Source organism: Psychrosphaera aquimarina (genome assembly GCF_032461525.1).
GTDB lineage: Bacteria > Pseudomonadota > Gammaproteobacteria > Enterobacterales > Alteromonadaceae > Psychrosphaera > Psychrosphaera aquimarina.
In genome coordinates this window covers 70,977-83,921 of sequence record NZ_JAWCUA010000003.1, presented here as the reverse complement: position 1 = coordinate 83,921, position 12,945 = coordinate 70,977, and the positions used below count along the sequence as shown (strand labels likewise).

Below are 12,945 nucleotides of genomic sequence, written 5' to 3'. Positions count from 1 at the left end.
GTAGAAAATGGAAGCTTTAGCTAAACATCGTTTTGCCCGTACTTCTCCACAGAAGGCTCGCTTGGTAGCTGACCAGATTCGTGGTCTACCAGTGGACAAAGCGTTAGAAGTATTGACATACAGCAACAAGAAAGCAGCTGTGTTAGTGAAGAAAGTTTTAGAATCTGCAATCGCCAATGCTGAGCATAACGACGGTGCAGATATCGATGAACTTAGTGTTGCGAAAATCTTTGTGGACGCAGGTCCTACAATGAAACGCATCAAGACTCGTGCAAAAGGCCGTGCTGATCGCGTACTTAAGCGCTCTTCACACATAACTGTTGTAGTAGCGGATTAGGAGATTAACTAATGGGTCAAAAAGTACATCCTACGGGTATTCGCCTAGGTATCACTAAACCATGGGTTTCTACCTGGTACGCGAATACTAAAGAATATGCGAGTCACTTAAATGGCGATATAAAAGTCCGCCAATTTTTGACTAAAGAATTAAAGAACGCTTCAGTATCAAAGATTACGATTGAACGTCCTGCTAAATCTATCAAAGTAACAATACACACGGCTCGTCCAGGTGTTGTTATTGGTAAGAAAGGCGCAGACGTTGAAAAACTTCGTAATGTTGTTGCTAAATTGACAGGTGTACCTGCTCAAATCAACATCGCAGAAGTTCGTAAGCCTGAGTTAGATGCACAGCTAGTAGCTGACAGCATTTCTAGCCAGCTTGAACGTCGTGTTATGTTCCGTCGTGCTATGAAGCGCGCGGTACAAAACGCTATGCGTATTGGTGCGAAGGGTATCAAAGTTGAAGTTAGTGGTCGTTTGGGCGGAGCAGAAATTGCACGTTCAGAATGGTATCGTGAAGGCCGTGTACCTCTACACACTTTACGTGCTGATATCGACTATGCTACTTCTGAAGCATTAACTACTTACGGCATCATCGGTGTGAAAGTATGGATCTTTAAAGGTGAAGTACTAGGTGGTTTCGGTTCTGTTCAAGTTGAAGAGCCAAAGCAACCAAAGCCAGCGAAGAAGCGTCGTAGCCAGAAAGCTAAGTAGGGAGTAGACTATGTTACAACCAAAACGTACAAAATTCCGTAAGCAGCGATAAAGGCCGCAACCGTGGATTAGCACAAAACGGTAACAAAGTTAGCTTTGGTACTTTCGGTCTTAAGGCTACTGGCCGTGGCCGTATGACTGCTCGTCAAATCGAAGCAGCTCGTCGTGCTATGACTCGTGCAGTAAAGCGTCAAGGTCAAATTTGGATCCGCGTTTTCCCTGACAAACCAATTACGGCAAAACCGTTAGAAGTTCGTCAAGGTAAAGGTAAAGGTAATGTAGAATATTGGGTTGCTGAAATTCAACCTGGTAAAGTACTCTACGAGATGGATGGTGTTAGTGAAGAACTAGCACGTGATGCATTTAAACTTGCAGCACGTAAATTACCATTCAAAACCACTTTTGTAACTAGAACGGTGATGTAATGAAAGCTAGCGAACTTAAAGATAAATCTGTAGAAGAGCTAAATGCTGAACTACTAAGTTTGTTACGTGAGCAACTCAATTTGCGCATGCAACATGCTTCGGGTCAACTAGCTCAATCACATTTACTGAAAATAGTACGTCGCAACATTGCACGTGTTAAAACAGTAATTGCACAAACTAAGGCAGGTGCGTAATGAGCGAAATCCGTACATTACAAGGCCGCGTAGTTAGCGACAAAATGGACAAGTCTATTGTTGTTGCTATCGGAACGCAAGGTAAAACACCCTATTTACGGCAACTGTTAAGCGTACAACCAAGTTGCACGCACATGACGAAACTAACCAATGTGGAACTGGCGACACGGTAACAATCCGTGAATGTCGTCCACTATCTAAGAATAAATCTTGGACGTTAGTAGACGTAATAGAAAAAGCAAAAGCTTCTTTAATCTGATTAAAGAACTTCTTAATGAAAACCGGAGCTTAGCTCCGGTTTTTTTTATACAAATACAGAGTAATAATGAATCTGTATTTTAACCCTTACTTCGCGACCAGTCGGTCAATAGTGTGGTTTTAAATCGTAATTGAATACAAATCTAAAACAAATTCCAAAACTTAGGTTGAATTCGTTAGGAGGTTCAGTTACACTTGCGCGCCCTTTTTGAGGGTAACCTTGTAAAGGTTTGGAACGTAGCTTTGTCCGAAAGGGCAGTAGAAGTAAATTAATAGTGGAGCACTAAACATGATCCAAATGCAAACTACGCTTGATGTGGCTGACAACAGCGGTGCACGTCGCGTACAGTGTATTAAGGTTCTAGGTGGCTCTCACCGACGTTATGCCCGTGTAGGCGACATCATTAAAGTTACTGTTAAGGAAGCAATTCCTCGCGGTAAAGTTAAAAAAGGTGATGTTCTTAACGCGGTGGTAGTTCGCACTAAAGCAGCCGTACGTCGTCCAGATGGTCAATCCATCCGTTTCGACAGCAATGCAGCTGTTATATTGAACGCCAACTTGCAGCCAATTGGTACTCGTATTTTTGGACCTGTTACACGTGAATTACGTAACGACAAGTTCATGAAAATCGTGTCCTTGGCACCTGAAGTAATTTAAGGAGCTAAACATGGCAAGCAAAATTCGTCGTGATGATGAAGTCATCGTAATTGCCGGCAAAGATAAAGGTAAAACTGCTAAAGTTTTAAAAGTTATCGCTGGTACTGAACGAGTAATCGTTGAAGGGATCAACTTGATCAAGAAACACACTAAGCCTGTACCACAACTACAGCAGCCTGGTGGAATTATTGAGAAAGAAGCGTCAATCAACGTATCAAATGTTGCGATTGTTAACCCAGAAACTGGGAAAGCAGATCGTGTAGGTTTTAAATTTGAAGATGGGAAAAAAGTTCGTTTCTTCAAATCTAATGGTAAAACTATCTAATCTTGGAGTATACGATGGCGAAACTGCATGATACTTATAGAGACAGCGTAGTGCCTGAATTGATGAAACAGTTCGGCTACACATCTGTCATGCAAGTCCCTCGACTTGAGAAAATTACCCTGAACATGGGTCTGGGTGAAGCCCTAGCTGACAAGAAAGTTTTAGAAGCAGCAACTTCTGACATGCAATCTATTGCTGGTCAAAAGCCTGTTGTAACTAAAGCTCGTAAATCAGTTGCTGGTTTCAAAATCCGTGAAGGATACCCGATCGGTGCCAAGGTAACTCTACGCGGTGAGCGTATGTGGGACTTTTTAGAGCGTCTAATTACAATAGCACTTCCTCGTGTTCGTGACTTTCGTGGTTTAAACCCGAAATCATTTGACGGTCGTGGTAACTATAGTATGGGCGTACGCGAGCAAATTATCTTTCCTGAAATTGATTATGATAAAGTAGATAAGATACGTGGTTTAGATATCACTATTACTACTTCAGCAAAATCAAATGAGGAAGGTCACGCTTTGTTAGCTGCTTTCAACTTCCCATTTAAAGGATAAGGTGTAGAGTTATGGCTAAACAATCAATGAAAGCACGTGATGTAAAACGTGCCAAATTAGTTGCTAAATTCGCTGCTAAACGTGCCGACTTAAAGGCTACTATCAATGACGTTAACACGTCTGATGAAGACCGTTGGGCAGCAGTGCTTAAACTTCAAGAGCTTCCTCGTGATTCAAGTCCTTCACGTCAACGTAATCGTTGTAACGTGACCGGTCGTCCTCATGGCTTTTTACGTAAGTTCGGCTTAAGCCGTATTAAACTTCGTGAAGCAGCTATGCGTGGTGAAGTTCCAGGCCTTAAAAAGGCTTCTTGGTAAGAATCTGGGAGTATTGAAAGATGAGCATGCAAGATCCTATCGCGGATATGTTCACCCGCGTTCGTAACGGCCAAATGTCTAACAAGGTTGCCGTTACTATGCCTTCATCAAAGTTGAAAACAGCGTTAGCTGAACTTTTGAAGAGCGAAGGTTTTATTGCTGATTACGAAGTTTCTGGTGATGTTAAGCGTGAGCTAAACGTTACTTTGAAATACTTTGAAGGTAATCCAGTAATAGAAACAATTAAACGCGTTAGCCGCCCTGGTCTTCGTATATATAAGAAGACTGGTGATCTACCTAAAGTAATGGGTGGACTTGGCGTAGCTATCGTATCAACATCGAAAGGTTTGATGACTGACCGTGCTGCTCGTAAAGCGGGCATCGGCGGAGAAATCATCGGCTACGTAGCTTAATAGGAGAGTCATAATGTCTCGTGTAGCAAAAGCACCTATTAATGTTCCTGCCGGTGTAGAAATCGCCGTTAATGGTCAGGACGTACAAGTTAAAGGTAAAGTAGGCGAGTTAGCTATAAGTGTTAACCCTGCTGTTGAAGTGGTTGTTGTTGACAACGTAGTTACCACTGTTCCACGCGAAGGTTTTTCTGACGCATGGGCACAGGCGGGCACTGCTCGAGCTAATATTAACAACATGGTTGTTGGTGTTAGTGCTGGTTTTGAAAAGAAACTTATTTTAAACGGTGTTGGTTATCGTGCAGCCTTAAAAGGCAACGTACTTAACTTATCACTTGGTTTCTCTCACCCAGTTGATTTCGAAGTGCCAGCAGGCGTAACTATCGAAGTACCTACCCAGACAGAAATCTTGGTTAAGGGTGCTAGCAAACATCTAATTGGTCAAACTGCAGCGAATATTCGCGCTTATCGTGAGCCAGAGCCTTATAAAGGCAAGGGTATCCGATACAGTGATGAAATCATTCGTCGCAAAGAGGCTAAGAAAAAGTAGGGTAAGACGATGGATAAGAAAACAGCTCGTTTACGTCGTGCCAAACGCACTCGCAGAACGTTTATTGAAAACGGTGTTACTCGTTTAGTAATGCACCGTACGCCACGCCACGCTTATGCTCAGGTAATTTCTCCTGAAGGTAAAGTGTTAGCGGCGGCGTCTACTGTAGAAAAAGATATCCGCTCAGCGGTTTCTTCTACAGGTAACGTTGAAGCTGCGGCTGCTGTTGGTAAAGCAATTGCAGAACGTGCGGTTAAAAATGGCGTTGAGAAAGTGTCATTTGACCGTAGCGGTTTTAAATATCACGGCCGTGTGAAAGCGTTAGCAGACGCTGCTCGCGAAGCCGGTCTTCAGTTCTAGGAGTAGCTCATGTCTAATGTAGATACAAAACAAACAGAATTCGAAGAAAAGCTTATCGCGGTTAACCGTGTATCAAAAGTAGTTAAGGGTGGTCGTATATTCTCGTTCACTGCTTTAACTGTTGTTGGTGACAAAAACGGCCGTGTAGGTTTTGGTTATGGTAAAGCGCGTGAAGTTCCAGCTGCTATTCAAAAAGCAATGGAAAAAGCGCGTCGTAACATGGTAAATGTAGAGTTAACTAATGGTACATTGCAACACCCAATTAAGGGTCGTCACTCTGGATCTAAAGTTTACATGCAACCAGCTTCTGAAGGTACAGGTATCATCGCCGGTGGCGCAATGCGTGCCGTCCTTGAAGTAGCAGGTGTATATAACGTATTTTCAAAATGTTACGGTTCTACTAACCCAATCAACGTAGTTCGCGCTACAGTAGATGCTCTTGCTGGAATGAAATCTCCTGCACAAGTAGCTGCTAAACGTGGTCTTAACGTTGGCGAAATCTTGGGGTAATAAACCATGGCTAAGAAAACGATTAAAGTAACACAAATACGTAGCTCTATCGGTCGTTTACCGAAGCATAAAGCTACATTACGTGGCTTGGGCTTACGCCGTATCAACCACACAGTAGAGTTGGAAGACACTGCTTGTGTACGTGGTATGGTAAACCAAGTTCAATACATGATTAAAGTGGAGGGGTAATCGATGCGTTTGAATACTCTATCTCCAGCTCCAGGTGCTAAAACAGATAAGAAACGCGTAGGTCGCGGTATCGGTTCTGGTTTAGGTAAAACTGGTGGTCGTGGACACAAAGGTCAGAAATCTCGTACTGGCGGAAGTGTAAGACCTGGTTTTGAAGGCGGTCAAATGCCTTTACAACGTCGTCTACCGAAATTCGGTTTCACTTCTCGTAAATCGTTGGTTACTGATGAAGTAACATTGTCTGAAATCGCTAAAGTTGAGGGTGACGTAGTTAGCCTTGAGTCGCTAAAAGCGGCAGGTTTAGTGAAGAAAGACGTACTTTTCGTAAAAGTTGTAATGTCTGGTGTTGTCTCTCGTGCTGTAACTGTAGCTGGTCTACGTGTTACTAAAGGTGCGTTAGAAGCTATCGTTGCAGCTGGCGGAAAAGTAGAATAAGGATAAGTACATTATGGCTAAACCAGGATTAGACCTACAAAGCGGACAAACCGGCTTTGCCGAGTTGAAACAACGCTTATGGTTTGTATTGATTGCAATCGTTGTATTTCGATTGGGTTCATTTGTTCCAATTCCTGGGATTGACGCCGCAGTACTAGCTGATTTATTCGAGCAGCAAAAGGGTACCATCGTAGAAATGTTCAATATGTTCTCCGGTGGTGCGCTTGAGCGTGCTTCAGTATTAGCGTTAGGTATCATGCCGTATATAACTGCCTCTATTATTATGCAGTTGTTAACGGTAATGCACCCTTCTTTAGCTGAGCTAAAGAAAGAGGGTGAGTCTGGTCGTAAGAAAATCAGTCAGTACACGCGCTATTTTACGCTGGTGCTAGCGACATTCCAGTCGTTTGGTATTGCTACCAGTTTACCAACTATGATGCCGGGACTAGTAATTAATGCTGGGCCAGGTTTTTATTTTACTGCTGTTGTAAGTTTAGTAACTGGAACCATGTTTTTAATGTGGTTAGGCGAACAAATTACAGAACGTGGTATTGGTAACGGTATTTCAATATTGATCTTTACTGGTATCGTTGCAGGGTTACCTTCAGCAATAGGACAAACAGCAGAACAAGCTCGTCAGGGCGAAATTCATTTGTTAGTTCTAATGTTGATTGCAGTTATTGTTTTTGCAGTTACATACTTTGTTGTATTTGTTGAACGTGGACAACGTCGTATCGTCGTTAACTACGCTAAACGTCAACAAGGCCGCCAAGTGTTTCAAGCACAAAGCTCACATTTACCGCTTAAGGTAAATATGGCTGGCGTAATACCACCAATTTTTGCTGGTAGTATTATCATGTTTCCAAGTACAATAGCGGCATGGTTCGGTACAGGTGAAGGTGCTGTTGCAGATTTCTTGCAGCAAATGTCTTTAACTCTATCTCCAGGGCAACCCCTATATGTAATGTTGTATGCGGCTGCTATAATATTCTTCTGTTTTTTCTATACGGCGTTGGTTTTCAACCCGAGAGAAACAGCTGATAACTTAAAGCGCTCAGGTGCATTTATTCCGGGTATCAGACCTGGTGAACAAACGTCGAGATACGTAGATAAAGTAATGACACGTTTGACACTAGCTGGTGCTATGTACATCACATTTGTTTGTCTTGTACCAGAATTTATGATGATAGCTTGGAACGTCCAATTTTATTTTGGTGGCACATCGTTGTTAATCATCGTTGTTGTTGTCATGGATTTTATGGCTCAGGTTCAAACGTTATTGATGTCTCATCAATATGAATCTGTTCTTAAAAAGGCAAACCTAGCAGGAAACGCTTTAGATAAAGCTAACCTGAAAGGTTATAGCCGCTAAAATTGCGGAGTATAAGCAATGAAAGTACGTGCTTCCGTTAAGAAGATTTGTCGTAACTGTAAAGTAATTAAGCGTTCAGGTGTTGTTCGCGTAATTTGTACAGACCCTAAGCATAAACAGCGTCAGGGTTAATACGACATAAACTTGATGGGCGAGAATATTTCTCGCCCTTATTTACAATCGGTCAGAGGTCGAGTATCCTAACGGGCTTTTCGACTGACCCATAACTATAGGAGATGTGTTAGTGGCCCGTATCGCTGGCATTAACATTTCCGATCGTAAACATTCTGTAATCGCACTTACAGCGATTTACGGCATCGGTAAAACACGCTCACAAGCTATTTGTGTAGCAACCGGTATCGCAGAAGATACGAAAATCGGAACTTTATCTGAAGAAGATTTGGATAAATTACGTGAAGAAGTAGGCAAGTACACTGTAGAAGGTGATCTTCGCCGTGAAGTAACATTGAATATTAAGCGTTTAATGGATCTAGGTTGTTTCCGTGGCATACGTCACCGTCGCAGTCTTCCTCTACGCGGTCAGCGCACTAAAACTAATGCGCGTACCCGTAAAGGTCCACGTAAACCTATTTCAAAATAAGGCGGAGGTAGCAAGAAATGGCAAAAGCTCCAACTCGTTCACGTAAAAAGGTAAAAAAGCAGGTTGCTGATGGTATGGCTCATATCCATGCGTCTTTCAACAACACAATCGTTACATTAACCGACCGTCAAGGCAATGCATTGTCTTGGGCTACGGCAGGTGGTTCAGGTTTCCGTGGTTCACGTAAATCAACACCATTCGCTGCACAGGTAGCGGCTGAACGCGCAGGCGAAGCAGCAAAAGAGTACGGTTTGAAGAATATTGAAGTTTTCGTCAAGGGCCCTGGTCCTGGTCGTGAATCTGCAATCCGCGCATTAAATGGCGTTGGTTTCAAGATCACTAACATTACTGACGTGACACCTATTCCTCATAACGGTTGTCGTCCGCCTAAAAAACGTCGTGTATAACGACTGTTAGTGGAGAAAGAACATGGCTAGATATTTGGGTCCAAAGCTAAAGCTTAGTCGTCGCGAAGGAACAGATTTGTTCCTTAAGAGTGGCGTACGTGCTATAGAATCTAAATGTAAAATCGATACTGCACCAGGTCAACACGGAGCTCGTAAGCCTCGTTTGTCTGATTATGGTTTGCAGCTTCGTGAAAAACAAAAAGTACGTCGTATTTACGGTATTTTAGAAAAACAATTCCGTAACTATTATAAACAAGCGGCTCGTATTAAAGGTAATACTGGTGAAAACCTGTTGCAACTTTTAGAAAGCCGTTTAGATAACGTTGTTTATCGCATGGGTTATGCAACTACTCGTGCAGAAGCTCGTCAACTAGTTAGCCACAAAGCAATTGTTGTTAACGGTAGCGTAGTGAACGTTCCTTCCTACAAAGTGTCTGCAGAAGATGTTGTTGCTATTCGTGAAAAATCGAAGAAGCAAGGACGTATTGTTGCAGCTCTTGAGTTAGCTGAACAACGTGAAAAACCTACTTGGATTGAAGTAGATAATAAAGCTATGTCTGGTGTTTATAAATCAAACCCAGAACGTACTGATTTATCTGCAGAGATTAACGAACAGTTAATTGTTGAACTTTACTCTAAGTAAAGTTGAAACATAAGAGGATATATAATGCAGGGGTCTGTAACTGAATTCCTTAAGCCAAGGCTTGTAGATATAGAACAGGTGAGTCCAACTCGCGCTAAAGTAACACTAGAGCCACTAGAACGTGGGTTTGGTCATACTTTAGGTAATGCGTTGCGCAGAATTTTGTTGTCTTCTATGCCTGGTTGTGCAGTGACCGAAGTAGAAATCGACGGTGTTCAGCACGAATACAGTGCAAAAGAAGGCGTACAGGAAGATGTGATTGAAATATTGTTAAACCTTAAAGGTTTAGCAGTTAGCGTAGAAGGGAAAGACGAAGTAACTTTGACTTTAACTAAGTCAGGTAACGGCCCTGTTACAGCTGGTGATTTTCAGCACGATGGTGATGTAGAAATTATCAACCCTGAACACGTTATTTGTAATTTAACGAGCGCAAGTTCTGAAATTTCAATGCGTGTTACAGTGCAGCGTGGCCGTGGCTATGTTCCTGCATCTGCGCGTGTGTCCTCTGACGATGAGGATCGTCCAATCGGTCGTCTTTTACTTGATGCTTCATTCAGCCCTGTTGAGCGTATAGCTTATAATGTTGAAAGTGCTCGTGTAGAACAACGTACTGATTTAGACAAATTGATCATTGATATGGAAACGAACGGCACATTGGATCCTGAAGAGGCTATCCGTCGTTCATCTACTATTTTAGCAGAGCAATTAGAAGCGTTCGTAGATTTACGTGATGTTACTGAAGTGCAGCAAGAAGAAGAGAAACCAGAATTTGATCCAATTCTATTACGTCCAGTGGACGATCTAGAGTTGACTGTTCGTTCAGCTAACTGTTTGAAAGCTGAACAAGTACAATACATCGGCGATTTGGTTCAAAGAACCGAGGTTGAGTTACTTAAAACTCCTAACCTCGGTAAAAAGTCTCTAACAGAAATAAAAGACGTGTTAGCGTCTCGCGGGTTGTCACTAGGCATGCGTCTAGAAAATTGGCCGCCAGCTAGTCTGTTAGAAAATGACTAAACCGAATTACGGTTAAACGAATTAGTTAGAAGGAAAAGCTCATGCGCCATCGTAAGAGTGGTCGTCAATTAAACCGCAACAGCAGTCATCGTCAAGCGATGTTCCGTAATATGGCGGGTTCTTTGGTGAAGCATGAAATCATCAAAACAACTTTGCCAAAAGCTAAAGAATTACGTCGTGTTGTTGAACCATTGATCACAATGGCTAAACAAGACAGCGTAGCTAACCGCCGCTTAGCGTTTGCTCGTACGAGAGACGCTGAAGTAGTTGGTAAGTTATTTAGTGAATTAGGTCAACGTTACAATGAACGCCCAGGTGGATACACACGTATCATTAAGTGCGGCTACCGTACTGGTGATAAAGCACCAATGGCCTACATTGAACTGGTTGAAAGACCAGAACTTGATGCAGATGCTGAAGTAGTTGAAGCTACTGAAGAATAAAGAAAAGCCGGGTTTACCCGGCTTTTTTCTTTTTTACGATTAAAATGTTTATAACAATACATCTTCTTTTATATATCTCCTCCTATATACATACATAACTTCTATTTAGCGTACAGCTAGTAAAGTTTAAAACTAAGCTGTTTATTTGTTAAACCCGTTCAATATTTCATCAAAAAGTACCTTTAAAGCATTAATCTACCTAGTTTTGCATGTTATTTAACCAAACAAACAAAAAAGTTAAAAAAGATCTTGCGCGTTAAATAAAGATCCCTATAATGCGCCCCACGTTGTCAGGAAGACACCAAGCCGCTAAAACAACAAGTTTGAATTAGGGTTTGGAGCAAGAAATCTTAGAGAAGTTTGTAAAAACTTTTAAGAAAAAGATTTCAAAATAGTGTTGACAGGGAGTTTGGGAAGTGTAGAATGCGCATCCCGGTTGAGACAGCCCTGAGCGACTAAATTGATAGTCAGTCTTAACCAGAACCTTCGGGGTTCGAAATGTTCTTTAACAACTTGTAATTAATTATCTGTGTGGGCACTTGTAAGTGATAGTAACAAATTAAGATTTACTATTCTTAAGTGTCTGTACAAACAAATTTATTTATTTGAACAGTATTTAATGAGTAGCGATTAAATGAAACACTTTAAAGTGAAGAGTTTGATCATGGCTCAGATTGAACGCTGGCGGCAGGCCTAACACATGCAAGTCGAACGGTAACATAAACTAGCTTGCTAGTTTGATGACGAGTGGCGGACGGGTGAGTAATGCTTGGGAATTTGCCTTTAGGTGGGGGACAACAGTTGGAAACGACTGCTAATACCGCATAATAGCTACGGCTTAAAGGGGGCTTCGGCTCTCGCCTTTAGAGAAGCCCAAGTGGGATTAGATAGTTGGTGAGGTAAAGGCTCACCAAGTCAACGATCCCTAGCTGGTCTGAGAGGATGATCAGCCACACTGGAACTGAGACACGGTCCAGACTCCTACGGGAGGCAGCAGTGGGGAATATTGCACAATGGGCGCAAGCCTGATGCAGCCATGCCGCGTGTGTGAAGAAGGCCTTCGGGTTGTAAAGCACTTTCAGCGAGGAGGAAAGTTTGGTGGTTAATACCCATCAGATGTGACGTTACTCGCAGAAGAAGGACCGGCTAACTCCGTGCCAGCAGCCGCGGTAATACGGAGGGTCCGAGCGTTAATCGGAATTACTGGGCGTAAAGCGTACGCAGGCGGCCATTTAAGTCAGATGTGAAAGCCCCGGGCTCAACCTGGGAACTGCATTTGAAACTGGATGGCTAGAGTGCGACAGAGGGTGGTAGAATTTCAGGTGTAGCGGTGAAATGCGTAGAGATCTGAAGGAATACCAATGGCGAAGGCAGCCACCTGGGTCGACACTGACGCTCATGTACGAAAGCGTGGGTAGCAAACAGGATTAGATACCCTGGTAGTCCACGCCGTAAACGATGTCTACTAGCAGCTTGGCGCTTAAGCGCTGTTTTGCGAAGCTAACGCGATAAGTAGACCGCCTGGGGAGTACGGCCGCAAGGTTAAAACTCAAATGAATTGACGGGGGCCCGCACAAGCGGTGGAGCATGTGGTTTAATTCGATGCAACGCGAAGAACCTTACCATCTCTTGACATCCAGAGAATTTAGCAGAGATGCTTTAGTGCCTTCGGGAACTCTGAGACAGGTGCTGCATGGCTGTCGTCAGCTCGTGTTGTGAAATGTTGGGTTAAGTCCCGCAACGAGCGCAACCCTTATCCTTAGTTGCTAGCAGGTTATGCTGAGAACTCTAAGGAGACTGCCGGTGACAAACCGGAGGAAGGTGGGGACGACGTCAAGTCATCATGGCCCTTACGAGATGGGCTACACACGTGCTACAATGGCAAGTACAAAGGGTTGCGAACTCGCGAGAGTAAGCGGATCCCATAAAGCTTGTCGTAGTCCGGATTGGAGTCTGCAACTCGACTCCATGAAGTCGGAATCGCTAGTAATCGTGGATCAGAATGCCACGGTGAATACGTTCCCGGGCCTTGTACACACCGCCCGTCACACCATGGGAGTGGGCTGCAAAAGAAGTAGGTAGTTTAACCTTCGGGAGGACGCTTACCACTTTGTGGTTCATGACTGGGGTGAAGTCGTAACAAGGTAGCCCTAGGGGAACCTGGGGCTGGATCACCTCCTTATACATAAAGTTATGAGATTTACTCGTGTCCACACAGATAATT

20 protein-coding genes, 1 rRNA gene and 2 pseudogenes are annotated in these 12,945 nt (G+C 43.2%); all 23 read left to right on the top strand.

Going from position 1 to position 12,945, the window contains the following annotated elements; translation table 11 throughout:
• The first annotated feature begins 7 nt into the window (after positions 1-7).
• The 23 genes and pseudogenes from rplV (at position 8) to RT723_RS03400 (ending at position 12,903) form a co-directional block, all read left to right on the top strand.
• Positions 8-337 (top strand): 50S ribosomal protein L22, encoded by a 330-nt coding sequence (rplV, locus tag RT723_RS03510; protein WP_216056528.1) that lies wholly within the window; start codon positions 8-10, stop codon positions 335-337.
• A gap of 11 nt (positions 338-348) precedes the next feature.
• Positions 349-1,053, top strand: coding sequence for a 30S ribosomal protein S3 (gene rpsC / locus RT723_RS03505; protein WP_216056527.1), 705 nt, complete (start codon positions 349-351; stop codon positions 1,051-1,053).
• Positions 1,054-1,063: 10 nt separating this feature from the next.
• Positions 1,064-1,478 (top strand): annotated as a pseudogene (gene rplP / locus RT723_RS03500) (50S ribosomal protein L16).
• Positions 1,478-1,672, top strand: coding sequence for a 50S ribosomal protein L29 (gene rpmC / locus RT723_RS03495; protein ID WP_315945904.1), 195 nt, complete (start codon positions 1,478-1,480; stop codon positions 1,670-1,672). Before rplP ends, rpmC begins: the two are co-directional and overlap by 1 nt.
• Positions 1,672-1,931, top strand: a pseudogene (rpsQ, locus tag RT723_RS03490) (30S ribosomal protein S17). Before rpmC ends, rpsQ begins: the two are co-directional and overlap by 1 nt.
• A gap of 288 nt (positions 1,932-2,219) precedes the next feature.
• The gene (gene rplN, locus RT723_RS03485; protein ID WP_216056523.1) at positions 2,220-2,588 is read left to right on the top strand and encodes a 50S ribosomal protein L14; all 369 of its coding nucleotides are present in this window, start codon (positions 2,220-2,222) and stop codon (positions 2,586-2,588) included.
• A 10-nt stretch (positions 2,589-2,598) separates the two neighbouring features.
• Complete coding sequence (rplX, locus tag RT723_RS03480) at positions 2,599-2,913, top strand: 50S ribosomal protein L24 (RefSeq protein ID WP_216056522.1); 315 nt, start codon at positions 2,599-2,601, stop codon at positions 2,911-2,913.
• Between the two features lie 14 nt (positions 2,914-2,927).
• Positions 2,928-3,467, top strand: a complete 540-nt coding sequence (gene rplE / locus RT723_RS03475; protein ID WP_216056521.1) for a 50S ribosomal protein L5 — start codon at positions 2,928-2,930, stop codon at positions 3,465-3,467.
• 11 nt (positions 3,468-3,478) lie between these two features.
• Entirely contained in the window at positions 3,479-3,784 is a 306-nt protein-coding gene (gene rpsN / locus RT723_RS03470) for a 30S ribosomal protein S14 (RefSeq protein WP_216056520.1), read from the top strand.
• Positions 3,785-3,804: 20 nt separating this feature from the next.
• Positions 3,805-4,197 carry a 30S ribosomal protein S8 gene (gene rpsH, locus RT723_RS03465; protein ID WP_216056519.1) on the top strand — a complete coding sequence of 131 codons (393 nt, stop codon included), beginning with the start codon at positions 3,805-3,807 and terminating at the stop codon, positions 4,195-4,197.
• 13 nt (positions 4,198-4,210) lie between these two features.
• Entirely contained in the window at positions 4,211-4,744 is a 534-nt protein-coding gene (rplF, locus tag RT723_RS03460) for a 50S ribosomal protein L6 (protein WP_216056518.1), read from the top strand.
• A 9-nt stretch (positions 4,745-4,753) separates the two neighbouring features.
• Positions 4,754-5,104 carry a 50S ribosomal protein L18 gene (rplR, locus tag RT723_RS03455; RefSeq protein WP_216056517.1) on the top strand — a complete coding sequence of 117 codons (351 nt, stop codon included), beginning with the start codon at positions 4,754-4,756 and terminating at the stop codon, positions 5,102-5,104.
• Positions 5,105-5,113: 9 nt separating this feature from the next.
• A complete protein-coding gene (gene rpsE, locus RT723_RS03450; RefSeq protein WP_315945903.1) occupies positions 5,114-5,614 on the top strand; it encodes a 30S ribosomal protein S5 in 501 nt (166 codons plus the stop codon).
• Between the two features lie 6 nt (positions 5,615-5,620).
• A complete protein-coding gene (gene rpmD / locus RT723_RS03445; RefSeq protein WP_216056516.1) occupies positions 5,621-5,803 on the top strand; it encodes a 50S ribosomal protein L30 in 183 nt (60 codons plus the stop codon).
• 3 nt (positions 5,804-5,806) lie between these two features.
• Entirely contained in the window at positions 5,807-6,238 is a 432-nt protein-coding gene (gene rplO, locus RT723_RS03440) for a 50S ribosomal protein L15 (RefSeq protein ID WP_216056515.1), read from the top strand.
• Positions 6,239-6,251: 13 nt separating this feature from the next.
• Positions 6,252-7,610 carry a preprotein translocase subunit SecY gene (gene secY, locus RT723_RS03435; protein ID WP_216056514.1) on the top strand — a complete coding sequence of 453 codons (1,359 nt, stop codon included), beginning with the start codon at positions 6,252-6,254 and terminating at the stop codon, positions 7,608-7,610.
• Positions 7,611-7,628: 18 nt separating this feature from the next.
• Positions 7,629-7,742 (top strand): 50S ribosomal protein L36, encoded by a 114-nt coding sequence (rpmJ, locus tag RT723_RS03430; protein WP_105051509.1) that lies wholly within the window; start codon positions 7,629-7,631, stop codon positions 7,740-7,742.
• Positions 7,743-7,854: 112 nt separating this feature from the next.
• Positions 7,855-8,211 carry a 30S ribosomal protein S13 gene (gene rpsM / locus RT723_RS03425; RefSeq protein ID WP_315945902.1) on the top strand — a complete coding sequence of 119 codons (357 nt, stop codon included), beginning with the start codon at positions 7,855-7,857 and terminating at the stop codon, positions 8,209-8,211.
• 17 nt (positions 8,212-8,228) lie between these two features.
• Positions 8,229-8,618 carry a 30S ribosomal protein S11 gene (rpsK, locus tag RT723_RS03420; RefSeq protein ID WP_105051511.1) on the top strand — a complete coding sequence of 130 codons (390 nt, stop codon included), beginning with the start codon at positions 8,229-8,231 and terminating at the stop codon, positions 8,616-8,618.
• Between the two features lie 22 nt (positions 8,619-8,640).
• The gene (gene rpsD, locus RT723_RS03415) at positions 8,641-9,261 is read left to right on the top strand and encodes a 30S ribosomal protein S4 (RefSeq protein ID WP_216056512.1); all 621 of its coding nucleotides are present in this window, start codon (positions 8,641-8,643) and stop codon (positions 9,259-9,261) included.
• 24 nt (positions 9,262-9,285) lie between these two features.
• Positions 9,286-10,278: a DNA-directed RNA polymerase subunit alpha gene (locus tag RT723_RS03410; protein WP_216056511.1), complete on the top strand. Its 993-nt coding sequence runs from the start codon at positions 9,286-9,288 to the stop codon at positions 10,276-10,278.
• A 41-nt stretch (positions 10,279-10,319) separates the two neighbouring features.
• Positions 10,320-10,721 carry a 50S ribosomal protein L17 gene (rplQ, locus tag RT723_RS03405; RefSeq protein WP_216056510.1) on the top strand — a complete coding sequence of 134 codons (402 nt, stop codon included), beginning with the start codon at positions 10,320-10,322 and terminating at the stop codon, positions 10,719-10,721.
• 646 nt (positions 10,722-11,367) lie between these two features.
• Positions 11,368-12,903: ribosomal RNA gene (locus RT723_RS03400) — 16S ribosomal RNA — on the top strand.
• Positions 12,904-12,945: the final 42 nt, after the last annotated feature.